Genomic DNA, 25,535 nt, shown 5'->3' with positions numbered 1-25,535 from the left:
CAATCATGAAGTGTTTAATAGTTGATGACGACAGAGTAAAAGTACGCAATATACGTGAATGTATTGAGACCAACATTGATTCATACGTTTATATAGACGTCGCACAGTGTGTAGTAGACGCAAAAAGACTATTAACAAGTGATGTATTTGATCTCTTAATTCTTGATGTTTGCTTACCATACAGAGCTGATGACAAACCAAAGAATGATGCCGGCCCAAGCTTATTAAGTGAAATATATGCCAGAGATAATCTCAAAAAACCTAAATATATTATAGGAATCACTGCCTACCCTGATTTGTTTGAAAACTGGAATGATGACATAGGTGATCACTTATGGTCTATTGTAAAATTTGACTCCAAACAAAGTGATTGGTGCAACAGATTAAGTTCTGTTATCTCTCATATCGAAACTGCTAATAAACAACCGAAGAAGATTAAGTATCAATATGACTTAGGCATCGTAGTCGCTCTTAGAGAACCAGAGTTAGACGAAGTACTCAAATTACCTTGGAACTGGAAACAATGCAATCATGACAATGACCCTGCTGAGTATTATGAAGGTCATATTAAAATTAAAGATAGAACTTTAACGGTAGTAGCCACAGTCACAAGCCGCATGGGAATGGTTTCTAGCAGTATTATAACTACAAAATTGATATGTAAATATAAACCTCGATACATTTCTATGGTTGGAATTTGCGCAGGCATCGGCGAATCAATAGAACCTGGAGACGTAATTGTAGCTGATCCAGTTTGGAACTATCAAAGTGGTAAAAAAGTTGCTACTAAAAAATCATTTGAAATAGAACCACACCAAATACAGCTAAGAAACTTTATTAGGCGTAGAATGTCACAACTTGCTAAAGATACAGATATACTTACTAGAATAAAATCGGATTGGCAGGGTGAACAATCAAGATCAGATATCAAATTACACATAGGGCCTGTTGCAAGTGGCTCACAAGTTTTAGCAGATGCTGATTTTATAGATTTAATCAAAGAACAAAATAGAAAACTATTAGGTGTTGAAATGGAAATTTACGGTCTATACTCAGCTGCCGAAGAATCTATTTTTCCTCAACCAGTATTTTTTGCGCTAAAAGGTGTGAGTGATTTCGCTGATGATAACAAATCTGATAAGCATCAACATTATGCTGCTTATACTTCGGCTAACATTTTAAAGCATTTTGTTACAAAACACTTGATCGATCTAATTAGTACAAGTGAACATGATCAATTATCAGAGAACTAATCCCTTTAATAGGATGGCGCACCCGCCTACTATAGGAATAATTAATCTAGTCTGATATCAGGTTATTATCCTATGATAACTTACTTGATAAATAAAAACTCAAACCATTAGGGCATTAATTCTCACCTAAGATTGAATTTAAACTAAGTTTTTAGTTCCAGCTTGTCTAAGCTCATCAATTCCAACTTTATCTGTAGTAATTATGTTAGTACAGTTATTGACAGAACTCCAAGGCAGATATTGCCCTTGACATAGGGACCCCTGCTGGTTGTGGTATTAGCTCGGCAGGCCCCGCCGGGCTACGCCCGGCATGGCCTCGCCGCCCTTGGCTACCACAACTCAGCCTCCCCATGTCAAGGGCAATATCTTTTTTACATGATTGATTTATTTGTATTTTCCAGATATGCAGTCTTGTACAAATATGATTCAGAGCAGATTTTACCCCTATAATTAGGTTACCCTTCTCTTCACCATAAATATTCTTAATACTACACTTTTCATATAGAACACTAACTACGTAATCATCGCGTTTAAGTGTTGCTCCCCCTTGAGCAATTAAATATTGATGCCAATCACCACTATCTGCTGCAGACCTACATGCTTCTAGATCAGCATCATGATCTATTTGTTCTCTCAGTCTTCGTAATTCACGCCAGACACCAACCGGAGGACCACCAATTTGCTGAAATTGGCGTATACCCCAGGTTGAAGCCCACGCATCAACACGTTCGGCAATATATGAACTAGTATTACCCTCGGTATCATCTAATCCATAGCCATCAATATTTTTACTAACATACTTTGCCACATAACCAGTAGCGGTTCCCCTTGACCAATCAATTTTTACAACTTTGAATCGATGCTCCAAAGCGCCAGGTTCACTACCATCAATTTCCAACGCATAATGGCGCATCACATCTTGTAGTTGTTGAGCATGACGAGGGTCTATAAACAGCAACATATGCCAGTGTGGTGTTCCATCATGATGAGGTTCAGCAATACGAAACCCATAAGGTTGAATTCCAAGGCGTTTTAGCTTTGCCCGTACCTTCTGCCACTGTTTATTCAAATACGACTGAGCTTCTTTAGGTGTAATCTTTTGATATTTAGGGTTTTTTTGCCCTGATAGTGATAGACACGCATGCATCTTGCTGGGTGTGGTAAGCGTTAGAAATAACGCAATATGATTCTGATTTTTCGCAAAAAGTTCGAATCCAGCCATCCGTACCATTAACTCTGCACGTTTTATACGTGGAGTGCTGATAGAACTTTCCATAAGCTCTAATAAATTAAATATCTCGCCCTCTTCATTAACAGCTTCCATGAGACTTAACAAATCTCTCATTTCCGCTTTCTGTGACCGCCTAGATTTCAGTGTATAATCAGTGACATACTGTTGGGATAGTTTATTTACCAACCCCTGGAATATTCCAACAGTTTCCCAGGCCATACGAAAAACTCGACGCAACTTCCGTAACCACCAGCGCTCACAGGATAAACGGCGAATAATCCCTTCATGTGTTTTAGCTTTTGGTAGCCCCAACCCATATTGAGCAACTAGTTGAGTTAATGCATGAAGAGCTATGTTTGGTGGATACCCAAACCCAATACTCCTTGATTTACGAGCCTGCTTGCGAGATAAGCCTCTAATCTCTACTTCACTATAGTACCGGTTAGGTAATACTTTTTTTGTCACCTCATGCCTTTGAGCAAGCTCCCAACTCGCATCAGCACGACCAAAATTGATATATGATTCTGCATAACGCTTTGCCATATCAACTGCAAAATCTTCTGGATACAACTCAAAGATATTGTGTCGCCATTCCCTATCTAGACCATAGGGATCCTGCCCCTCAGAACCTAATTCCCATGTGTTTTCATCTGCCTGGGTTAATACACACTTGTGACTATTGAGGAAGTAACTCATTTTCTACTCCTCCGGTCACTTGTTGATCTACGATTCTTACTCTCTATATACTCATCAAGTGCTTTTTTACGATACCGAATTGTGCGTTTTCCAATTCTGATGAATGGTATTTTGGCCCCTTCCCAACGATCTCTCTCCAGAAAGGCCATGCTCATGCCCAAATAGTGAGCAGCTTCATAAGTGGTCAATAGATTTTTTTCATACATAACAGTCACCTACAGTTTGAAAATGTAGGAAACAGTTATACAGCGCTGTATGAGATATCAGTTACCGTCTGCGCGCAGACGGGGATAAATATTTAGCTCTTCTTTATCTCATAGGAGGGATTTTTGTTTAGAAATAGCCTAAGACGATCAGTTAACATTTTTTCATGATCACCAATCTCTGGGACAGAACAGTCTAGAAAGGCTTGTAATACATCACTGTATTTCGAATAGTCTTGGTAGTTGATTAGATAGTATTCTATATATGACTCGACCATTTGTTCAGTAGTAATATGACGCTTTGATGCGGCCTTATTTTGCTGACTACCAGTAGTTAGGCTCTCTATTGATCCACGCTGAATACTATTGATCTGCTCTTCTTTTAAGCATGCCTCCCCTACATATACAGATTGAACTGCTTCAAACAGTAGATCAACAATATTGCTTTCTTTATCCAATCGATCAGTTGGACTATCTTCAGTAACTCCATCATCCCTTAGGAAACGACACTCACCAATTTTCATTAACGCATGAATACCAAATAACTCAGACCAACTGACTTCTTTTAGCTGTTGCCTTAACTTCTTTATGCTACATATTTTCTTTGCTTCTTGAAGAGCAATGGTATCTGTTAGAAAGGTAGTCTCCATATAGCTCACTTCTTGGGATTGACTTGAAATATAGCTATCTCTACCTTGTGCTATTAACTGATATATACAATCCGCTGCAATATCATAATATCCTAACTTCCTTTTTTTGTTGATTAACATACGCGCTGAATCAGCAGCCCATTGAAAGTGGACTGGATAGTCAATAGGCAACTTCCCTGTAATCGGATTAAAAGTTGAAAATACATCGATAACTTCTTTTTTATGAAAGTCTTCTTTTTCAAGTTCTCTTTTTACAGCCATCTTCCGTCCTTTCCTCAATGTACTTTATTAAAGATTGGCATTGACTAAATTACGAACCATTTCAACAGTCAGTGTCTGCTTTCTATGCCTATGGACAATGACATGACAATTCGCACACAAGACACTAAGATCATTTTTTGGATCAATATTGGTAGGACCAGCCTCAGATAATGGCTTATTGTGGTGAACTTGTATGTAACCGTCACCAATAGCACCATATTGTTCTTTAAAATCAAATCCACAAGCCATGCAAGTCAGTCCATGTATCTCAATAGCACGATTTCGATAATAGGGATTACGCTCATAGTAAGTTGAATATCGAACCTGTTGTTTACCTTCAATCAAGTGATAGCTTTCCAATTCACCTTTTGGATCGGGAAATGAAGGTTGATACTCTTTTACTGCTGCACTGCTTAATATCCGCTCAAATGTCTCTTCATCAATTGTACGGACACCATAGCGCCAGTAGTTAGTTTTGAGATTATCAGGGATCACTTCTAGGTAATCATTGTTTACTTTGAATGGTACGGCTTTCTCAAATTCCTGATAATCCTGAATCTCACAGTACCAATCATTTTTATTTGAATCAGGATCTTCTATTGATTCCCCAATAACGCCTACCCCAAAATAATGTGGATTAGGGCTTAACCGCTCAGATTCATACAATTGGTCTCTCATCTTTCCCTTGTAATACACCACCTTACACCCAGGCTCTAAAATGTCACGATACCGACTCGGGTAGTGGTACAAGTCACCTTTGTAATCATTCCAGTTTGACTCATCATTTTGTGTGATAACCGCATACTTGCTCATACTTACTCTCTCCCTTTAAATGGAATCACGTTCGAACGACACCCTTGGATTCCGATCTTTTCTTTCAGAAAATCGGCCACCTGCTGCACCGGTTTTCGAAACCGCTCCACATCACTGACGATATACTCATCGGTGACATCGTAGCCAGACTTGTGATTGAGCAATCGTTTGATGGTGTTACGGGACAGATCCATCATATCCAGAATGGTGGCATAGGTCCGGCGCAGATCATGCAGCTTAAATTCCACTCCTGACTGCTCGGTCACCCGCACCATCTGCCTTTTAGGCTCAATGAGAAACCCCTTACCATCCTTACCGGGAAAGACATACTCATTCAGCGCCAGCTCTCGTCGTTCCTGTAGGATGTCAAACACCATATCGGATAAGGGAAGTACAAAGGTATGGCGGTTTTTCGGATCAGGGATGGTGAGCGTCCGATCTTCAAAATCCACATCGAGCCAGCGCAGCTTTCTGGCCTCACTGGAGCGCAGGCCGGTAAACAGGATCAGACGGAGTAGATCGGCAATCACAAAATGTGAGGTGGGGTTCCCAGGGGATTTGAGTGCTTCAACCGCCTGGTACCAAGCCGGAAGCTGGTAGGCCTTGATAACAGTCTTACGCCGCTTCATGGGATACCAGGCACGGGTATAACCCAATACCTCCACCGGATTGTAGGGGAGAATCGACTGCCCTTCCCCATCCTCATAGTGGTGGCGGGCAAAATTGAGGATCGATCTCAGGGTTCGAAAGACCGCATTGGCCTGGGCCTTGGCCCCTCGCTCGCCAATTTCCCGATGACGCTTCGACACCATGTGCTTAGTGATGGTCGTAATCGGTTTATTCAGCCAGTCACCGAGGTCTTTCTCCAGATGATGGGTATAGTCCCGTAGGGTGATCGGACTGATCTGTTTACGGGCCTTCTTGAAATCCTCAAACACCTGCGCCAAGGTTTTTGCCTTGGCCTGGCGGGTCTTCTTCTCAGCAATGGGATCGATCCCCATGGCGATCTTACCCAGTTGCTTTTGCGCCTCCCGTCGGGCCTGTTCGACAGTCAGGGGGCCAAAACGCCCTAAGGTCTGGCGACGAACTCGACCGCCCACCCGTTTTTCAACGATGAACGACTTGGTGCCTTTATCGGTGATGCGCAGACCAAAACCGGGCAATGCTGTGTCTCGAATAAAGACTTGCTTTTTGTCGGTGGGAATCGCCGCTCGATCGACGATTGTTTTGGTCAGCTTGACCGACTGATTGTTGCTAAAAGTAGACACAATGTAGACACTCTGCTTCAAACCACTGCAGAGAGTCTAAAACAGACTCAAAGAATAAATCAAGTAACTAACTGACTTTTCAAAGAATTTCAAAGGCCTTCAAAGAATATCAAACGACCTATAATTTGTCTTCGTAATCAGTAGGTCGGCGGTTCAATTCCGCCCATCGGCTCCATATATCAATACATCACATCTACTTTATGTGCTTCAGAGTTGAATCCGCGCATTAAAACAAGGCTATTTTCATTTCAAATACCGCTGCACATCTGCAAAAGCGTTCGGCGTTGACCTCAGATTCCCCCCTGTAAGGTCGATAATCGCACTTCCACAGCCAGGGCCAGCAAACCCAATATCAGAAATCCCAGTGTAAGGGGTATCAGTGTCATATCGTAGGCTTGGCCAATCAGACCTCCCAAAATGGTTGAGATGGCTGATGTGAGTGCGCCGATTACCGATGAGGCAATACCGGCTTGATGGCCCATGGGCTCCATCGCCATTGCGTTTAAATTACCAAATAGCAAACCGAGGGTGAAAAAAGATAGAACCGCAAACAGCATAAAATGCAGCAACGGGGTCTGTGTGGAGTAGAGCATGTTGCTTGCCAGAAATAGCGCTGACACGCCGACTAAAGCAATCAGCCCTAAACGGCTGATTCGGTGCATACCCAGGCGACGGACTATGCCGGAATTTACCAGCGAGGCCACACCAACCGACAGCGCTGACAGGGCGAAGTAAAATGCAAAGAGATGACCGGTGTGGTAGTAGTCCTGATAAATCTGTCTGGCACAGCTTAAATAGGCGATCAGACAGCTGAAAACCAGCCCTGCGCTGATAGTATGCCCAAGGGTTTGTTTGTTGGTCAGTACGGTTCTGAAGCTGTATCCAATATCATTCAGATTAAATGGATGGCGATCTTCAGGTTTGAGAGTTTCAGGTAGACGCAGAGCCATCCAGGCGGCAGTAAAAACAGCCATAACCACAAATAGTGCAAACACCATGCGCCAATGGCTGATGGACATCACAATCTCGCCCATTGCGGGCGCGATAACCGGGACAAAAATAAAAACCGCCATCACGAAGGACATGACGCGAGCCATTTCCCGTCCGGTGAATCTGTCACGCACGATGGCAATGCTTGCAACCCGTGGAGCCGCAGCCCCAAATCCCTGCAGAAAACGCCCCAAAAGCATGACTGAAAAGCTGGTAGCAAAAAGACTCATGAAGCAGCCACCCACGAATATCAGCAAGCCTAGATAGACACTGAACTTGCGGCCATAGCTATCTGCCAGAGGCCCGTAGAGCAGCTGCCCCAGGGTAAGACCCAGCAGTAGCGTCCCGATAATATATTGAGTCTGATTGTCGTTTTTTATCGATAAATCATGGCCCACGACTGACAAAATAGGCAAAACCGCATCTAGCGAAAGAGCCGTGATCGAAATCATCATTGCTATTAAGGTGATGAATTCACGAAATGGCACGGGAAAGCGGGACGCCGTATCACTATCAGCCGTTGTAGAGTTGTTCAAGATTATCAGGAGCCAAAGTGTCGGTAGTGTGATAAATCGCATCATGAGATGGGGAGAGATATCTCATGACCGTATGAAGATTGAAGACTTACGCCAACACTGTGTTATATGGGGGCGATGAGCTGAAATACAAGGCGCACTGAGGAGACAAGGACAAGGGATTAAGCAGGTATAAGGAGTATAACCGCCCCTAGGCAAAAAACCGGGAGCTGGAGGCGAATAGACTGAAAACCGCTGCCTACCCCGACATTCATCTGGATTTCCGACCTGAGTCTGCAGTCCCGTGGTTGGAAATTTGAAAATAGTAGTTACTGAGAATGGTATCAGTCGGGCCGCGGCAGGTTTGTCCTAGCAGAGGGGTAGCCCTGTATAACAGTTGTGAGATATATATTACCGGCGTATCATCAGCGAATCGAGTCTGTTGGCTGGTTAATAAGTGGCCTCTGTTCGCTTCTCTTTCGTCATCCTGGCGTAAGCCAGACTAAAGCACGAAGCGTACAAGACAACAGCAACCCGGCACGAAGTATGAGCAAGCAGAGTAAACCAGAAAGCTCAAGCTCATATATATCAGTATTGCCCAAACTTTAGGCCCGGCTCATTTCACAGCAAAAAGTATCGAACAGGTATAGTTACTTAGCCTGATACAGGTAGGATTGACAACCAAGGACTGATGTCGAAAAGGAGTTAACACATGCTTTACTCTAAACCCCATTCTGTTTTCATCCGAATCATGACAACTTCTCTATTGACTGCACTTTTATCTAGCGGATGTGGAGGCGGCGGCGGTGGTGGTGGTGACAACACGACCCCGGATAGTGACAGCGGCACAACAGATGACAACGTCGATAGTGATGATACCCAACCAGACACCCAATCTGGTTACAGAGTATTACGCAGACAGTACGATTTCGATCTCAATGGGGTTATAGATGGCGTCTCAGAATTTGTCTACGACACCAACGGTAGACTGATGGAAGAGCAGTACACCTATACAGACGATGGTACACCTGATATTAGACTTCTCGGTAGCACACTACCCAGAGAGAACCTGAACACAACTGCGACCTATACATACGACACTGATGGCAGAGTCGAAACCTGGTCTGAAACGAATAGTGAGTACAGCTTTACTACGACTTATACCTACAATACAAGCGGCCTTATCAGCAGAGTAGATACCACATCATTGGACAGTATCGGTGGTGTTACCACTCAGATTCATCATCTGCTTGAGTACGATGGCATAAGATTGATTCAACACACCCATCATCTAAACAACAACCCGGTAGCAAATCAGACTTACCAGATTGAGTATAATAGTGATGGCCGAGTCTCAACCAATAACATGGCTGTTAACCCACCTGGATCTGATTCTCTCTTCAGCTATACCTATTTCAGCAACGGCAACACAGAAACCGTTATCGCCACAACACCGAGCACACCATCCATAGGTGATATGGTTTACAACTTTGCTTTCAACTCCGCTAACCAGCCAACAAGTTTCGAATTTAGATCTGATCTGGATCAATACACTGACGATTTTAGCTACACCTACCGATATGCAGATAACGCTCTACTATCTGAATCGCTGGTCGATCGATACCTAGATGGCAGTACTGATGTAAGGATCATAACCGAATGGGAAGCAGGTGTTTGTACCCCTATGATCTTATGGGGGGTTCGAGCCATTGTTCCAACTAACTCAGACCCCTCCTCACCATATATCCCTGGTACCGGGTACTGGGAAAGTGACTTTTGCGCAACAGCAGGCGAGTAGATTGACATGTCTACTTAGAAGTTGCACGAATCCTGAGCTCAACCCTTGGAATAAATTAAACGGTGGGATGTAAATGCAATAACATCACTAGCTGATTGATTATGTAGCTGAGCCTCGCCTCAGAAATCACATTCCATTAGCAAAATCATCATGATGGACTTGTGTCTGCTGCCGCATTGCTTTCAGCGCCTTACCGTAGCCAATTAAAATACCCAGTCCCCAATGGAGACGAGATTTGTAGTACGGATCACTATCAGGGTCGTTCTCTTCGGGGTTCTCGTTAAAGACCTTTTCACAATTACGCACGATAAGATGTTCTGGGATATAGCAGATACGGTTGTTCTTATAACTGCTGATCCGCAGCTCGGTTACTGGGTAGGCTCCGCCAGCACCAGAAGAGACTGCAATAATGTAAGCTGGCTTATGCCCCAGCTCCAAATTGTTGAACATCAGGAAGAAGTTTTTCAGACCAGCTGGAACCTGCCCATGCCATTCCGGGGATATAATGACGAAAGCATCACTTTCAGAAAACTGCTTTCTCAAAGGGGCCAGCCGTTCAACCCACTCCTTATCCTTTGTCCAGATAGACTGTTCCCAGAACGGGAGTGGATTCCCAGCAAGTGAATAGAGATAAGTCTCAATATCATCAAAATCATTTTGCAGGACCGACGTGGTGTAACGTCCGATTTTCTCGCTTTGAGATGAAACTCGGTGACTACCAGTGATGATGCTGATTTTCATAATAAATGAACTCTTCTTGCTGGGCTTCTATACAACAGCATGGAGCCTTAACAATCAACTGACTTTTGTTAAGGTATTTTCATCAATATGGTGGAATATCTCCTGCTTAACAGGAATCCACAACTCGGTATCTTCACTGTAGCTGAATGTACCATCTGAGTTAATTGAGAGATCAAGCGAGTAACGCTTGGTTTTGTAGCTGTCATCAAGGTAGCGGTTGGATAGGACACCATAGGTCAGTGAGCCTAACTCAGCTTCGAGGCGAAAGTTTTTACTATCCTCCTCAACATAACCACCGGCATTCACTAAAACACCACGGGGCACCAGAAAGCAGCGCATAACCTGTTTGCGGTCTTTGTCCCAAAGCCAGTAACCTAGCTCTTCATGGAATGGATCCTCTTTATCCAGAGGCCAGCAGACGGTTGAGTATCTCAATCCATAGAGTTCCTGTGGCCCATTATTGACCGGACCCAATGCTTCAAAAACAATTTTTTCTCGGAATTTTGTGACCGATTCCTTGCCATGGATCCTCGATCTATCCACACCCTGATCACTCTCCCAAACACCAGCCAAAGGGGCCAATGGACCTAGACTATCAATAATTGCATCACTCATGAGATTCTCCACATGGAGGTAATAGATATGACTTACTATCTGAAGCAGTTCTTCACTGAAAGATCCGTAGTACATTACTCTTTCGTTCGAACTGACTCATTGAATTATTTCAATAACTCCATATATCTATCGATTTTATTGATTCAGATCAATAGTCACCTGCAACAAGAACCTCTGATTAATCTGTAACCAGGGATCTATTTTATCTCTATCCTAGAAGCTGGTCATCCATGTCGTCCCAGTAGAGTCTAAAGTAAATGCTATGCTTACAATTATCCTTTTATGAAATACTGAATGAAATAGTTAAAAAATAGAAAAGGGAGTTTCCAGACAGAGTTCCACCCCATGTAGTCATGACACTGGTACTCAATTTGAGCGATATTATAAAAAACAGCTGAATCTAATAAAAACAGTCTCCCTCATACTAATCTTACAAGAGTGAATGGATCTTCTTACTGAAGCAACAAACCTCAATTTTTTCTCCGCCTTCTCAAGAGCACTGGGGTTCGTTTGAACAATAGGGATAGATAACTAATGAACGATACAACACAAAAAATTGCACTATTTATAGATGCTGATAATGCACCCGCAAGTAAATTTGAAGATGTCCTTAGCGAAGTTGCAAAATATGGGGTGGTAACAATAAGAAAGGCATACGGTAATTGGAAAAGTTCTTCGCTAAAGCCTTGGGAGGACTTATTAAATGAATACGCCATTCAGCCAATACAGCAGTACGATTTAACTAAAGGCAAAAATGCATCCGATATTGCTTTGGTGATTGACGCGATGGATGTCATGTATACAAAGAACATTGATGTTATGTGTTTCGTTTCATCAGATTGTGACTTTACACCCATGGTTACTCGCGCACTTGCAGAGGGTAAAGTCGTGCTGGGTTTTGGAGAGCGTAAAACACCTTCACCTTTTGTTAACGCATGCTCGAAATTCCTATACATTGATCAAGCACCTAAACAAAACAGCTCAGTTACTGAAAAATCAAAAAACATTAAATCTGACACAAAGCTAATCAATCTTTTACGACAAGCAATAGAGGCAACTGAAGAAGATAATGGATGGGCTGCTCTTGGTCCCGTAGGATCACATATATCCAATAAAACATCATTTGACACAAGAAATTACGGATACAGAAATTTAAGCAGCCTGATTAAGGCGATTGATCTATTTGAGTTAAAAAGAGGACCAGGCAACTCATATCTCGTAAAAGACAAGCGGAAGAAAAACTAACGGTTTAAATATCGCTCTGTGTGCTTATGACAAGAGAGTCGATAGACACATGAAACATTTGGCATAGAACAACCCTGACACTCGATTTATTATCTATTATTTGCACGCTTGCTACATTAGGGTGAACCGGTGCCTGGCAATTATTTTTGGTATTCCCCTGAGCAGTGTCGCTTCAGTTAAATAGCCCCCTATTCAGAATGACTACCCCGCTACTTTTAATCGAATCTTATCTCGATAAAGTTTTCGAACGAACACCCAACTTATATTTTAAAAAGCACCTTTCATCATATTATTGCAAAGTTCTATTGCGAACAGAACGACTGCACTCAACTACCTGGCATTAAAGATTAGAAGATAAAGAAAAATAACATCATCAAAATGGCAAATAAGTCGAAGAGTAATGTACAACTGAATCATCGTTACTCCCCTCTCCCCTTGCGGGAGAGGGGCTGGGGGAGAGGGGTATTCAACAACATCATCATCTAAATCAACACTCAGGATAAGAAGGATTGATCTGATAATGCCGCATTCACTTCAATTTCAATATGCGCTTGACGCACACCCTCTCCCCAACCCCTCTCCCGTCAGAGGGAGAGGGGCCTTATGGCTGCCCGTGGAGTGATATCTACACCCTTGAGACCCTCATTTGTGCCTCAAGCCTCTATCCGCGACATGTTCATCATTGGACATTTGCTGGTGATGAATTAAGCTAGCGACTAATAAACAGCAAAGCTGTAAAACCGTACCAGCTTCAATCAAGCTATTTATTTCTCATTGGATCAATGCCTTATAGATTGCAGAGATTCATAAATCATAGAATCAGTTTAAAAAAGGCATCTACACATGTCAGATTTTCACCACCAAGGAGCTATTTAACTCCCCATGCACTTGTTTAAAATCGTTTTTTTAAATCAAGGAAAAGTCTACGAAATCTTTGCTAAAACCATTCGTCAGGGAGAGCTTTATGGTTTTGTCGAGGTAGAGGACTTGATATTTCAGGAGAGCAGCTCACTGGTCGTTGACCCCTCAGCTGAAAAATTAAAAGAGGAGTTTTCCGGAGTACAGCGGACACGTATTCCTATCCACTCTGTGATTCGTATCGATGAGGTGGAAAAAAATGATCATGGTCCTGGAAAAATCATCGATATTGACTCGGACTCCAACATCACCCCATTCCCAAACCACTTCATCAATCCTAAAAACAGACCAGAGAAGTAGGCTCTGATTGCGATAACGCATTGAGCAACACCTGGGAATATCGAAAATGGAGGCGACTTTCACTGCTTCTCATCGATATGAAAATATTTCTCTTTCTAATCTGTTCACTCTCTCTGGTCAGCGCATGCTCTCAACAAGCCGCTGATGAGCTGCAGGAGGATTTCGCAGAGACACCAGCGATGATTGTTGCTGCGGAAACGGGCGATCTGCCTACAATACGCAAACTGATCGATGATAACGGTCAGGTTGATATCCAGGATGCCTGTATGTGGACACCATTAATGAAAGCCGCACTCAATGGACATCTTGGCATAGCTCAGCGTCTGATCGATGCGGGAGCGGATGTTAATCAAGTCGATAAGGGGGGCTATTCTGCAACGATGCTCGCTGCCTCAAACAACCATTATGAGATAGTCGAGTTACTCTTGACCCATGGTTCCGAAATTGACCAGATTGAGGTTACCGGTGGCTGGACCGCTCTAATCTGGGCTGCAAAGCTAGGTCATATTGAATCGGTGAGAACACTATTGGCTCATCAAGCCAACCGCGATATCCGCGATTTCAGTAATTTGACGGCCCTTGACTGGGCCACAAAGAATCAACATTCAGAGATATCGGAAATGGTTGAATCATCTCAGCTCTCCCACTGACACCCTCTTCCTTAGGAAATAGCTGCAAACTCAATCTTTCCTTGTGCGTTTAGATTCAGACAGCCATTAAAGCCACTTATATCAATTAGTTAAGGCATCTTTATTTGAATAGCGACTCAATAGTTCATGAATCATCAAATGGTGGGTAGCTGAAGGTTAACCGAACAACAGCGAAAACAGATCAAATAAAAACATCTCATTCACTGATCTGGATCATCAAGTAATATCTGGACTAATCCTAAGATGTGTAGATGAGCCAAATCTATCTCATCCTACGTCCAGTCTACTGGTTTGGAGGTTTCTCTCATGTCAAATCAAATCACTAATGACCAAAGTTTACGCGATGCTATTAGCCAACTATCCAGTAAACAGCAGAGAGCTTTAGCAGGTAAATTTGTAGCCAGCGTTGAACATTTAAGTTCAGATCCAAGGATTGCCCGGGCAATTGAAGCTGCAACAAACCCCGATCTCTCAAGCCAGGAGGTCGAAACTGCCTATAAAGACGCCAAGGCTTTGGCGACTCAGACCTATACAGCTTGCGGCCGTGATGCAGACTGGGCTGCACAAGCTGAACATTTTGTTGCCGCAGCTGCAACAGCCTCACTGACGCCTGATGAAGCTGATGGCACAAAGGGGGCATGGCGGGCTGCGATGCAGGCACGCATGGCTAAAAATTGTGAGATGATTCTGAATGATGGAGGTGGTCTGGCCAACGAATCAGAAAATCAGTATCGCCTTGCTGAGGCTTTTCTGCCCTAGTGGGTTGTTGGGTAAATTTGGCAACACTCAGCCGGATCACCCGCGCCATTGGTAAAGCGTGCGAGCGCAAGATCAGCGGTCAACTGCAGAATCCAGGTTTAAGCAAGCATAACACCGACGATAGCGTTTCTTTCCGAACAGGAGTATTCAGAGTCTTCCCTTAGATTTACAGGAGCTATCTGAATCTCGTTGATTGTGTGCCTAATAAACAGCTCTGAGCAAGTAGTGCCTGGATATCTCAGGCCTTCCCATCCATCAGGGTAATACCATCCAGTCCATCAACCAGTGAATCGTTGGTATGGCTTGCTCCAAGTTTGATCATCAATCGTACATCATTGGCGGAATCAGCATGGGCGAGTGCATTCTCATAACTGATAACGCCCTCTTCATAGAGTTGAAAAAGATGCTGATCAAAGGTAATCATGCCGAGCTCGTTCGAGCGTTTCATCAACTCTTTCAGCTTATGAATCTTACCCTTCCTTATCAAATCGGCAGCCAAAGGCGTATTTAACATGACCTCAATCGCAGCGCGACGCCCATTCCCATCAGCTTTGGGTATCAGCTGCTGCGCAACTATTGCCTTTAGATTCAGGGAGAGATCCATAAAAATCTGTTCTCTGTGATCTTCCGGGAAAAAGTGGATGATGCGATCCAATGCCTGGTTTGCATTGTTGGCATGAAGGGTGGACAGACAGAGGTGACCTGTCTCAGCAAAGGTGATTGCGTTTTCCATGGTTTCCCTGCTACGGATCTCACCGATCAATATCACATCCGGTGCCTGACGAAGAGTATTCTTCAGTGCTACATCGTACGATTCTGTATCTATACCCACTTCTCTCTGCGTGATAATGCATTTGTCATGATCATGCATATACTCGATCGGGTCTTCGATACTGATGATATGGCCGTCACCCCGTGTATTTCGATATCCAATCATTGCAGCCAGAGAAGTCGATTTACCGGTACCGGTAGCACCAACAAAGATCACTAAACCACGTTTGGCGATAGATAAATCCTGCAGTACAGGCGGAAGAAAGAGAGATTCCAGGGTTGGAATATTGGTCTCAATCCGGCGCAGAACCATTCCGACAGCATCCCGCTGTATAAAAGCACTGACACGAAACCGCCCAATCTTTTTCGCGCTGATGGCGAAGTTACACTCTTTGGTCTCGTCGAACTCCCGCTGCTGGGCATCGGTCATGACGCTGTAGGCCAAGGCTTTGGTCTGTTGCGGGGTCAGTGCTGTTTTGTTCACTGGGTGAATTTTACCATCCACCTTGATGGATGGTTCCCGACCTGCGGTGATAAACAGGTCCGAGGCCTTGTTCTTGACCATCATGGCAAGGAGTGGGTTCAGTTCCATATTCTTGTCCTCTAAACACTCATTCTTATGCGCCGAATACGGTAAATCAGCGCAATTTCGATGACTATCAGTTAACCCTAATTATAATTAACCCTGCGACTAAGTATATCGCTTTCAGCCACTGTGCACGCCTACAGCCAAATTTGGTAACGTACTCTAGAACTGATCCTTGTGCTGTGCTTTGGCTCTGGCATCCAAACGACTCACTACGCCCTTCTGCACCAGCTCTTTCAGGGCCTGATCCATGGTCTGCATCCCGGCTGCCTGCCCGGTCTGTATCGCAGAGTACATCTGAGCTACCTTGTCTTCACGAATCAGATTACGGATCGCCGGGGTACCAACCATAATCTCCCAAGCGGCAATTCGGCCACCGCCTATTTTTTTCAATAGTGTCTGGGCTACAACTGAACGTAAAGACTCAGACAGCATGGAACGAACCATTGATTTCTCACCTGCAGGGAAGACGTCGATGATTCGGTCGATAGTCTTTGCTGCTGAGCTGGTATGCAGGGTACCGAATACCAAATGGCCGGTCTCCGCAGCCGTCAGCGCCAAACGAATGGTCTCAAGATCACGCAACTCACCCACCAGGATGATATCCGGATCCTCACGCAGTGCAGATCGCAGCGCTTCAGCAAAGCCGAGGGTGTCGCGGTGTACTTCTCGTTGATTGATCAGACACTTTTTGCTGTTATGAACAAATTCGATGGGGTCTTCGATGGTCAGTATATGGGAATAATCATTATCATTCTTATAGTCCATCATTGCCGCGAGAGTAGTCGATTTACCTGAGCCGGTGGGGCCGGTGACCAAAACCAGGCCACGAGGCACATCTACAACATCCTTAAATATCTGAGGACAACCCAGATCTTCGAGGGTCAGAACTTTGGATGGAATGGTACGAAATACTGCCGAGGCACCCCGCGCCTGGTTGAAGGCATTGACCCGGAAACGGGCCAGACCAGGAATTTCAAAAGAGAAGTCGTTTTCCAGAAATTCCTCGAAATCCTTGCGCTGCTTATCGTTCATGATGTCATACACCAAGGCATGCACAACCTTGTGCTCAAGCGCCGGCACGTTGATCCGGCGTATATCTCCATCTACGCGAATCATCGGCGGTAAGCCAGATGAAAGGTGTAAATCTGATGCGTTGTGTTTGACACTGAAGGCCAAAAGTTCAGCGATATCCATTCATTCCCCCATTACTATCATGCAAAGGATGCATGTGCCATTTGCGGGCACATAAAATTTCAGCAAATCATGGTACTGTATCTCATGCTGGTAGGCATTATCCCTTTATCGACATCCAGACAGATAAATTTAACTGGCACTTAAACTTGAATTGGCACCTGACTGACCACACATAAGAAAGCAACATTACGCTGCCGGATAAGCAAATAATATACTAATCCGCCTGACAAATATCCGTTATCCGGCAAAATGGCATGAGATAGACGTGACAGACGACACCATATCCAAATCTGATCAGCTTCGGCAACGCTTTCATCACGTACAGGAACGCATCCGCAAGGCAGAGACATCTTGTAAGCGCCTCCCCGGCAGTGTGGAACTGCTGGCTGTGAGTAAAACCCGTAGCAGCGAGGAAATTCATGCGCTTGCAGAGCAAGGACAGCGAATGTTTGGAGAAAATTACTTACAGGAAGCGGTGAGCAAAATCACACAACTTGAAGCGTTGAAACTCTCCTGGCACTTCATTGGTCGTATTCAGAGTAACAAGACCCGACAGATCGCAGAGCACTTCGATTGGGTACACAGCGTTGCCAGCCTCAAACATGCGACCCGACTCAGCCAACAACGTCCTGACAACCTGGCTCCACTCAACATCTGCCTGCAGGTCAATACCAGCGGCGAGTCGAGTAAAGACGGTCATTCACCAGAAGAGCTGAAAGAACTATTACCTGAATATCAAGCATTGGATAAGATACAAATTCAGGGACTGATGACCATTCCAGCTCCTGTAGAAGACAATTCTGACCCCCGACAGCCATTTCAATTGCTGCGGACACTGCGTGATCAATTGAGTACAAAAGAGAAGCCTTTAAGCACCCTTTCCATGGGGATGTCCAACGATCTGGAGGATGCTATTTGCGAGGGAGCGACCATCGTCAGAATCGGCACCGCAATTTTTGGCCCCCGGCAGTATAATCAATCCCAGTAATCACCTCTGAACACAGAGCGGTAGCATGAAAAACGACAAAATCACTTTTATCGGCGGCGGCAACATGGCAACAAGCCTGATTGGCGGCCTCATTGCAGACGAATATGATTGCAATGCCATTACAGTCAGTGATCCCGATACAGAAAAATTAAGCCAACTGGCTGCCCGCTACGGGGTTACAACAGAGCCTGATAATGAACAGGCGGTTCAGCAGGCTCAGATCGTTGTATTGGCGGTCAAACCACAAATTCTCGAGTCGGTTGCTCAGAATTTGGCTAAAACCCTTCAAAATTCAAAGCCTCTGATCATCTCCATCGCTGCGGGTATTACCGCTACAGACCTCGATAACTGGCTCGGTGGAGATCAGGCAGTAGTGCGCAGCATGCCGAACACCCCGGCAATGATCCAGTCTGGTGCAACTGGTCTCTATGCCAGCCCCGGAGTGAGTGAAAACCAACGCAACCAGGCAGAGAGCATTCTTAGAGCCGTAGGCCTTACACGCTGGGTAGAGAATGAATCCCTCATCGATGCAGTAACTGCTGTTTCCGGAAGTGGTCCGGCCTATTTCTTCCTGGTCATGGAGGCCATAGAGGAGTCGGCCAAGTCGATGGGGCTTGATGAAGAGAGCGCCCGACTGCTCACGCTACAGACAGCTTTAGGTGCAGCCCGCATGGCGATTGAGAGTAGTGACTCGCCAGCCATGCTACGTCAAAAAGTCACCTCCCCAGGTGGCACTACCGAACGAGCCCTTGATATCCTTGAGAAAGGTGGCCTCAGGGAATTGTTCAAAGATGCCCTGCAAGGTGCCAAAAAGCGTTCCCACGAACTTTCCAATTTACTAGGACACAATGATCATGGGTAGCAGCTATCTCTCCAACCCTTTGATTTTTCTGGTACAAACCATATTTGGCCTGTATATCCTCGCGATATTACTGCGCTTCCTGCTGCAGCTTGTACGAGCCGATTTCTATAACCCTGTTTCGCAGTTTTTAGTCAAAGTGACTAACCCGCCGATTAAGATATTGCGTCGCATCATACCTGGATTTGGGGGTATTGATCTGTCGTCACTGATACTGGCCTGGGCATTGAAAACAGTTGAGCTGTTCCTGGTCATCATGATCTCGGGTAGCAGCGTCAATCTTCTGGGTCCGCTGTTGTGGGCAATCCCTGAACTGATTGAACTCACCATCAACATCTTTCTGTTCGGTGTACTGATTCAGGTCATTCTGAGCTGGGTCAATCCGGGGGCCTACAACCCAGCCACCAATCTGCTCTACAGCCTCACCGGTCCGGTGATGCGTCCAGCTCAAAAAGTTCTACCACCGATTGGTGGTATTGATTTGTCGCCTATGTTGGTGATGATCGGGTTGGTTTTATTGAAAATGTTGCTGATCCCACCGCTGCTGCAGATTACTTCTAGCCCCTTTGCATGAGCTGGTATCAGTGGCAGGAGGATGACCTGATTTTGCGCCTTCGGGTTCAACCCAAGGCCTCAAAGGATCGTTTTGTAGGGCCCTATGGCGAAAATGAGTTCAAGGTGGCTATAATGGCACCACCTGTTGATGGACAGGCAAACGCCCGGTTACTGAAGTTCATCTCAAAGGCTTTTGGCCTCCCTAGAAGCAACATCTCTCTGCTCACTGGAGAGTCATCCCGCAGCAAGTGCCTGAAACTAAAGTCTCCTAAGCGTCTGCCGATACCGATTGAGAAGTGAGACTGTGGTCATGGCGTCTGCCTGATTACTCGAGTATCATTTTTTCCTAAAGCTGATCAGAGCGGAAAATGGGTCCGTTTCAGCATGTGTAAGACTGGGGCTATTGCATGGAAAAAGTAAGATTTCAAGAACAGTTACAAGCTTACGAGCAGTGGAAAAAGGACATTATCAATACCATTGAAGAGTATGGTCCCTGGTTGGAAGAGAATGGTATGTCCACAGAGGACATCCAACAGCGCATCAAACATACACTCGACACTCTCAAAAGTGACAAACTCACGATAGCCTTCGTCGCTGAGTTCTCTCGCGGTAAGACTGAGCTGATCAACGCCATCTTTTTTGCCGACTACGGCCGCCGACTGCTGCCATCTGATGCCGGCCGCACCACAATGTGCCCTACTGAGATATTTTACGATGATGAGCGGGACGAAGCCTATGTACGTCTGCTGCCCATTGAGACTCGACTGCAGGACACCACGCTCTCTCAGCTGAGACACGACACCAAGCAGTGGGTTCATTATCCGCTCGAAATCGACTCCGTTGAGCAGATGCAAGCTGCGTTGAGTGAAGTTATCCAGACAAAAGAGGTCACCCTCGAAGAGGCCAAACATCTCGGCCTCTACAATCCTGACCTGCACCCCCATCAGAAACAACCACCTGAAACTGTCGAGATTCCAAAATGGCGTCATGCCCTGATCAGCTTCCCCAATCCGATGCTGAAGAAGGGTCTTACCATTCTTGACACCCCCGGCCTGAATGCACTCGGTACGGAACCAGAACTGACCCTCAACATGTTACCTGCCGCTCAGGCAGTGCTGTTTGTACTTGGCGCTGACACTGGCGTAACCCGCAGTGACATGGAGATCTGGCAACACCATATCAAAGGCTTTCAGAGTGGCCGTCAGCGAGGTCTGATGGTGGTATTGAACAAGATCGATACCCTCTGGGATGACTTGCGTGAACATGAAGATATCCATGATGCAATCAGAAACCAGCAGACTAATACAGCTGAGATGCTGGGTGTTGAACCAAGAGTTGTTTTTCCCATCTCTGCTCAGAAAGGTCTGCTTGCAAAGATCAAAGGCGAACCATCGCTACTTGAAAAGAGTGCATTACTGGAACTTGAAAACTACCTGGGTCAGGATGTTCTGAACATCAAACAACAGATCATTCTCGATACGGTCAGTTCTGATGTCGGTCAGATGCTCGACAACAGCCGCAGCATGCTCTCCGGCAAGCTCAACGACACCAAGTACCAACTCGAAGAGCTGGAAGAGCTGAGCGATAAGAGTGATGACGTGATCACCAATCTGATGGAGAAGACCCGCAGTGAACAGGCGCAATATCTCCGTGATGTAGAAACTTTCCAGCTGAGCCGCAAGCAGCTGAAACAGCAGGCCAGCACGCTCTCTGAAACCCTCAGCCTTGAAGCCCTGGAAAGTACGATTGAAAAATCCCGCAAAGAGATGACCAACAGCTGGACCACCAGCGGCATGAAGGGTTCGATGAAGAACCTGTTCGAAGAGACACGCAGCACCATGCTTATGGTTGTCAACCAAAGCGAACAGACCCGTAAGCTGATACGCGCGATCTACAGAAAATTTCAGAATGAACACGGTTTTGCCGTGGTGCAGCCAAAGATGTTTTCGATTGTGAAATATCGTGTTGAACTTGAGCTGCTGCACCAGGAGGCTGAGATCTTTCGAAATAGCCCTGTAACTGCCATGATGGAACAGAACTTTGTCGTTAAACGTTTTTTCTCTGCATTGGTTAAGCGCGCTCACGACATCTTTAAAAGGGCTGACGAAGATATCAACAGATGGCTCAGTTCAACCCTGGAACCCTTAGTGATGCAGATCAAAGATCACAAGGAGATGATGGAGAAGCGGCTTACAAATCTGCAAAAGATCGGCCAGTCCCGAAATACTTTGCAGTACCGCATACTCGAACTTCAGGAACAATATACCGAACTGGCCAGACAGCTGACAGCACTACGCAATATGTCCAACAGACTAAGCAATAGCCGTCCATTGCATCAGGCTAAACGTCAGAAACCAACACTGGTTAAACAAAATGCGGGTTGATAGCTGCATAACAGAGTTCGTCTTAATCTAAATATACCTACTGCTCTGTCATGTGACACTGCAGTAGGTCGTCTTTTAATTAGCAATTATCTTCGATCTGCAAGCCTTATATTAACCAAGTTAATCAGCGCTTAAGAGACTAATCGGCCTCAGGCTCATATACCTGCAATCTACTAACCAGCAGGCGTCCTACACCCCACCCCGTATACAGTTCCACTTCACGCTCTGGGCTTGATCGTCTAAACTGTTGTTCATGCCCCAAGCATAGAAGAGTGCTTATCTGCTCTTCTGATCGACATCGTCCACTTTGACATAGGCAGAAAAGATGTTCACCTTGACCGGGGCAATCACAACCTAGACCGGTCAATCAGACCGGCATAATGGAGGAGTTTACATGTCCGTTTTTAATTTTTTTACCAGACTGCTGTTTGTATCACTCATCACCCTTCCTGTCTGGGCAGAAAACAGTACCACCATTCCTGGATATACCATTCACCACAACGCCATACCCAGTGCTTCACTGGAGCCCAATGTAGCCCGCCAATATGGCATTCAACGAAGTAAGTACCGTGGCATGCTGAATGTCAGCATCATCAAATCAGAGGAAGGAACCACCGGTACACCATCGGAAGCCATCGTAATGGCCAAGGCTAATAATATACGCGGCCAGTTGATCAGCATCCCCATGCGTAAGGTCACAGAGGGTGATGCCGTCTATTACATCGGTGAGTTCCGCATCGCTGACCAGGAGACACTGAATTTTGAGTTAAAGGTTCAACCCAGAGGAGAGCGGCGTTTCTATACCGCCAAGTTGAGCCAGGATTTTTATATCGACTAGCTCTGCTACCCCACTAACTCCCTCGCCCTCTGGGTGAGAGGGGTTGATTAACGGGAACTCTCTTATAGTAATCAGACCACAAGCATTACGACACTCAGGGCTGTTAGAAAGCTCGATATAAGGTCACCAAACCAAATATGATGACCGTCAACCCTGCTGCACGACGAACCCGAATATCCTTGAGCCATCTCGCCAGGCTACCTGCAACCATCCCCATAGCAAAAAGATTTGGCAATGTGCCTAAGCCGAAAGCCAACATCAATCCCGCACCTTCAACAATGCCACCTGATGAAACAGTCCAGATCAACATACTGTAGACCAGACCACAGGGGATCCAGCCCCAGACAATACCCAGAACCCAAGCTTGTGCAGGGGTTTTAACCGGTAACAGTTTTCTTGCAAAGGGCTCGATACGCTTCCATAAACTGTTACCCAGATGCTCTATTCTAGACAAACCTAACCACCAACCACCTAGATAGAGACCAAGAAAGATCATGAATAATCCAGCTACGACCAACAACACCTGCTGCGCTACATAGACCGGCATCAATTGAGCCAGTAATAGGCCGAGCCCCCCCATGATCGCACCAGCCAAGACATAACTGGTAATACGACCCAAGTTATAACCAACCTGATAAGGCAGTGTCTGTATAAGTCTATCCCGTACCTGTTCCGGCAGGCCGAATGTCAAAGCACCAACGATACCACCACACATACCGGCACAATGACCACCCCCCAATAGCCCAACAACAAATGCAGCCAGATAACTTCCTGGTTCAACCATGGATTGCGCTCCCGACAATCAACCTCGATCTATCAATGATATGAGTATCATCTGTATGAATCACCAGCTGGCGACTATCAGATCGTATTTCAGAGCACATTGCAGTTAACCTCAAAAAATTGACACATTATCCGGGATTATGCTTCGATCTGGGCACAGGTACATATCGCATTGCCAATAGAATCAGGAATATGACAGGCACTCCAATTGAAGCGGTAATCAGAAAGAATGCAGGATAACCAAAACTATCCACCATCACGCCGGAAAAGCCTCCCAGGAATTTTGGCAATAACAACATTACTGAGCTGAATAGCGCATACTGGGTTGCCGAATAGGCGACATTGGTCAAACTTGAAAGATAGGCAACAAATGCAGCAGTTGCCAAGCCGGCGCTCAGATTATCTGCCGAGATCACCAGGGTCAAAAAGAAGAGGTTATATCCAACCTCAGCTAACCAGGCAAAAAGGAGATTGGTTGCCGCTGCCAATATCCCACCAATAAGTAAGATTGGCATCACACTGAAACGAGCGACAAGCGTACCCCCAAGAACAGCGCCAACCAAGGTCATTACCACGCCAAACACACCGACAACCAGACCAACCTCACCCTTACTGAAACCCAGATCAACATAGAAAACGCTCGAGATAACCCCTAGCACAATATCTGAAATCCGGTAGGTGGCAATCAGGGCCAGTAACAATAGAGCCTGCCATTGGTAACGCCTGATAAAATCGACAAATGGACTGACTACCGCATCGGAAAACCAGGTCATGAATCGACGCAGCGGTTCAGGTAGCCAGGTTTGTTGCCCCAGGGCCTCCTCAACTTTGGCCTCCTGCTCTAAGGTAGCCCTATCGGGATGCACATCCGGTTCTGATATCAGCAAAACTGTCGCCACACCCACTAACATCAACAGTGCCATACTCAGATAGGCCAGGGTCCAGGCAGCAAGATGATAGCCAGTCTCAGTTGGTGCAACCCAATTCGCAATACCCAGGGCACCACCACCACTGACGATCATCGCCAGGCGATAGCCAATCATGTAGTTTGCAGCCATATACCCCTGAAACTTTACCTCAGCCGATTCGATACGGTAGGCATCGATGGCGATATCCTGGGTAGCGGAAGAAAAAGCCACCAACAGCGCAAACAGGGCAAATGAGCCTAATCCTTGCAACGGATCAGAGAAGGCCAATCCACAAAGCCCCAGGATCACCATCATCTGGGCAAAAATCATCCATCCCCGACGACGCCCCAAACGTCTCGTCAGCCAGGGTAATTGCATACGATCGACCAATGGAGCCCAGATCCACTTGAAGCCATATGCCAGAGCCACCCAGCTCAAAAAGCCAATGGTGGAGCGGGCGATGCCAGCCTCTCGCAGCCAAAAGGAGAGGGTCCCGAAAACCAGCAACAGGGGCAATCCGGCGGAAAACCCCAAAAAGAGCATATTGCGAACGCCCGGTTGCCAATAGACTGACAATGTTTGGCGCCATTTGGATAACCTGCTGGCTGTTGACACGGATACCTCAGATCATGAAATGATCGGGCATTATATGCTTCTGTTGGTCAATAGTCCCATTCGAGTCCGGTGAACACCCTGTCGGCTCAAAGCCCAAATTGTATGCTCTGATGACTATTTAGGTGGCGGGAGGTTACAATGCGCA

24 protein-coding genes are annotated in these 25,535 nt (G+C 45.6%); 12 read left to right on the top strand and 12 right to left on the bottom strand.

Annotated features, from left to right (window positions below):
• The first annotated feature begins 5 nt into the window (after nucleotides 1-5).
• Nucleotides 6-1,253 carry a phosphorylase family protein gene (locus tag AC4IFB_RS17805; protein WP_490780899.1) on the top strand — a complete coding sequence of 416 codons (1,248 nt, stop codon included), beginning with the start codon at nucleotides 6-8 and terminating at the stop codon, nucleotides 1,251-1,253.
• A gap of 214 nt (nucleotides 1,254-1,467) precedes the next feature.
• On the opposite strand, the gene AC4IFB_RS17800 is transcribed toward AC4IFB_RS17805, so the two are convergent.
• From AC4IFB_RS17800 to AC4IFB_RS17775, 6 genes are all read right to left on the bottom strand, one after another.
• Nucleotides 1,468-3,180 carry a replication endonuclease gene (locus tag AC4IFB_RS17800; protein WP_490780898.1) on the bottom strand — a complete coding sequence of 571 codons (1,713 nt, stop codon included), beginning with the start codon at nucleotides 3,178-3,180 and terminating at the stop codon, nucleotides 1,468-1,470.
• Entirely contained in the window at nucleotides 3,177-3,386 is a 210-nt protein-coding gene (locus tag AC4IFB_RS17795; RefSeq protein WP_490780897.1) for a helix-turn-helix transcriptional regulator, read from the bottom strand. The genes AC4IFB_RS17800 and AC4IFB_RS17795 overlap by 4 nt, the downstream gene beginning before the upstream one ends.
• Before the next feature lie 92 nt (nucleotides 3,387-3,478).
• Nucleotides 3,479-4,294 carry a hypothetical protein gene (locus AC4IFB_RS17790; protein WP_490780896.1) on the bottom strand — a complete coding sequence of 272 codons (816 nt, stop codon included), beginning with the start codon at nucleotides 4,292-4,294 and terminating at the stop codon, nucleotides 3,479-3,481.
• Between the two features lie 27 nt (nucleotides 4,295-4,321).
• Nucleotides 4,322-5,107 (bottom strand): HNH endonuclease, encoded by a 786-nt coding sequence (locus AC4IFB_RS17785; protein WP_490780895.1) that lies wholly within the window; start codon nucleotides 5,105-5,107, stop codon nucleotides 4,322-4,324.
• Nucleotides 5,108-5,109: 2 nt separating this feature from the next.
• On the bottom strand, nucleotides 5,110-6,375 hold the full coding sequence (locus tag AC4IFB_RS17780) for a tyrosine-type recombinase/integrase (RefSeq protein ID WP_490780894.1): 1,266 nt from the start codon (nucleotides 6,373-6,375) through the stop codon (nucleotides 5,110-5,112).
• 290 nt (nucleotides 6,376-6,665) lie between these two features.
• Nucleotides 6,666-7,901, bottom strand: a complete 1,236-nt coding sequence (locus tag AC4IFB_RS17775) for a multidrug effflux MFS transporter (protein ID WP_490780893.1) — start codon at nucleotides 7,899-7,901, stop codon at nucleotides 6,666-6,668.
• 691 nt (nucleotides 7,902-8,592) lie between these two features.
• Between AC4IFB_RS17775 and AC4IFB_RS17770 the strand changes: the two genes are divergently transcribed.
• Nucleotides 8,593-9,678: a hypothetical protein gene (locus tag AC4IFB_RS17770; RefSeq protein WP_490780892.1), complete on the top strand. Its 1,086-nt coding sequence runs from the start codon at nucleotides 8,593-8,595 to the stop codon at nucleotides 9,676-9,678.
• 126 nt (nucleotides 9,679-9,804) lie between these two features.
• Here AC4IFB_RS17770 and AC4IFB_RS17765 read toward each other — a convergent pair whose 3' ends face one another.
• Both AC4IFB_RS17765 and AC4IFB_RS17760 read right to left on the bottom strand, forming a co-directional pair.
• The gene (locus AC4IFB_RS17765; RefSeq protein ID WP_490780891.1) at nucleotides 9,805-10,419 is read right to left on the bottom strand and encodes an NAD(P)H-dependent oxidoreductase; all 615 of its coding nucleotides are present in this window, start codon (nucleotides 10,417-10,419) and stop codon (nucleotides 9,805-9,807) included.
• A gap of 54 nt (nucleotides 10,420-10,473) precedes the next feature.
• A complete protein-coding gene (locus tag AC4IFB_RS17760; protein WP_490780890.1) occupies nucleotides 10,474-11,034 on the bottom strand; it encodes a heme-binding beta-barrel domain-containing protein in 561 nt (186 codons plus the stop codon).
• A gap of 534 nt (nucleotides 11,035-11,568) precedes the next feature.
• Here AC4IFB_RS17760 and AC4IFB_RS17755 point away from each other — a divergent pair.
• From AC4IFB_RS17755 to AC4IFB_RS17740, 4 genes are all read left to right on the top strand, one after another.
• Nucleotides 11,569-12,279, top strand: coding sequence for an NYN domain-containing protein (locus AC4IFB_RS17755; protein WP_490778066.1), 711 nt, complete (start codon nucleotides 11,569-11,571; stop codon nucleotides 12,277-12,279).
• 882 nt (nucleotides 12,280-13,161) lie between these two features.
• A complete protein-coding gene (locus AC4IFB_RS17750) occupies nucleotides 13,162-13,497 on the top strand; it encodes a DUF1820 family protein (RefSeq protein WP_490778068.1) in 336 nt (111 codons plus the stop codon).
• A 77-nt stretch (nucleotides 13,498-13,574) separates the two neighbouring features.
• Nucleotides 13,575-14,147, top strand: coding sequence for an ankyrin repeat domain-containing protein (locus AC4IFB_RS17745; RefSeq protein WP_490780889.1), 573 nt, complete (start codon nucleotides 13,575-13,577; stop codon nucleotides 14,145-14,147).
• Nucleotides 14,148-14,453: 306 nt separating this feature from the next.
• Nucleotides 14,454-14,906: a hypothetical protein gene (locus tag AC4IFB_RS17740; protein ID WP_490778070.1), complete on the top strand. Its 453-nt coding sequence runs from the start codon at nucleotides 14,454-14,456 to the stop codon at nucleotides 14,904-14,906.
• 238 nt (nucleotides 14,907-15,144) lie between these two features.
• On the opposite strand, the gene AC4IFB_RS17735 is transcribed toward AC4IFB_RS17740, so the two are convergent.
• Nucleotides 15,145-16,269 (bottom strand): PilT/PilU family type 4a pilus ATPase, encoded by a 1,125-nt coding sequence (locus AC4IFB_RS17735; RefSeq protein WP_490778071.1) that lies wholly within the window; start codon nucleotides 16,267-16,269, stop codon nucleotides 15,145-15,147.
• A gap of 156 nt (nucleotides 16,270-16,425) precedes the next feature.
• Nucleotides 16,426-17,460 (bottom strand): type IV pilus twitching motility protein PilT, encoded by a 1,035-nt coding sequence (locus AC4IFB_RS17730; protein WP_490780888.1) that lies wholly within the window; start codon nucleotides 17,458-17,460, stop codon nucleotides 16,426-16,428.
• Nucleotides 17,461-17,725: 265 nt separating this feature from the next.
• On the opposite strand from AC4IFB_RS17730, the gene AC4IFB_RS17725 reads away from it, so the two are divergent.
• From AC4IFB_RS17725 to AC4IFB_RS17700, 6 genes are all read left to right on the top strand, one after another.
• Nucleotides 17,726-18,448 (top strand): YggS family pyridoxal phosphate-dependent enzyme, encoded by a 723-nt coding sequence (locus AC4IFB_RS17725; RefSeq protein WP_490778073.1) that lies wholly within the window; start codon nucleotides 17,726-17,728, stop codon nucleotides 18,446-18,448.
• 25 nt (nucleotides 18,449-18,473) lie between these two features.
• Nucleotides 18,474-19,310, top strand: a complete 837-nt coding sequence (gene proC / locus AC4IFB_RS17720; RefSeq protein WP_490780887.1) for a pyrroline-5-carboxylate reductase — start codon at nucleotides 18,474-18,476, stop codon at nucleotides 19,308-19,310.
• On the top strand, nucleotides 19,303-19,881 hold the full coding sequence (locus AC4IFB_RS17715; RefSeq protein ID WP_490778075.1) for a YggT family protein: 579 nt from the start codon (nucleotides 19,303-19,305) through the stop codon (nucleotides 19,879-19,881). Before proC ends, AC4IFB_RS17715 begins: the two co-directional genes overlap by 8 nt.
• Nucleotides 19,878-20,162 carry an ACR/YggU family protein gene (locus AC4IFB_RS17710; protein WP_490778076.1) on the top strand — a complete coding sequence of 95 codons (285 nt, stop codon included), beginning with the start codon at nucleotides 19,878-19,880 and terminating at the stop codon, nucleotides 20,160-20,162. The genes AC4IFB_RS17715 and AC4IFB_RS17710 overlap by 4 nt, the downstream gene beginning before the upstream one ends.
• 107 nt (nucleotides 20,163-20,269) lie before the next feature.
• Nucleotides 20,270-22,246: a dynamin family protein gene (locus AC4IFB_RS17705; protein ID WP_490778077.1), complete on the top strand. Its 1,977-nt coding sequence runs from the start codon at nucleotides 20,270-20,272 to the stop codon at nucleotides 22,244-22,246.
• A 394-nt stretch (nucleotides 22,247-22,640) separates the two neighbouring features.
• Nucleotides 22,641-23,084 carry a DUF4426 domain-containing protein gene (locus AC4IFB_RS17700; protein WP_490780886.1) on the top strand — a complete coding sequence of 148 codons (444 nt, stop codon included), beginning with the start codon at nucleotides 22,641-22,643 and terminating at the stop codon, nucleotides 23,082-23,084.
• 103 nt (nucleotides 23,085-23,187) lie between these two features.
• Here AC4IFB_RS17700 and AC4IFB_RS17695 read toward each other — a convergent pair whose 3' ends face one another.
• Nucleotides 23,188-23,868 (bottom strand): sulfite exporter TauE/SafE family protein, encoded by a 681-nt coding sequence (locus AC4IFB_RS17695; RefSeq protein WP_490778079.1) that lies wholly within the window; start codon nucleotides 23,866-23,868, stop codon nucleotides 23,188-23,190.
• A gap of 127 nt (nucleotides 23,869-23,995) precedes the next feature.
• On the bottom strand, nucleotides 23,996-25,390 hold the full coding sequence (locus AC4IFB_RS17690; RefSeq protein WP_490780885.1) for an AmpG family muropeptide MFS transporter: 1,395 nt from the start codon (nucleotides 25,388-25,390) through the stop codon (nucleotides 23,996-23,998).
• Nucleotides 25,391-25,535: the final 145 nt, after the last annotated feature.

Source organism: Candidatus Thiodiazotropha sp. AKIB8 (assembly GCF_058244675.1).
This window is presented reverse-complemented; position numbering and strand designations above follow the sequence as displayed.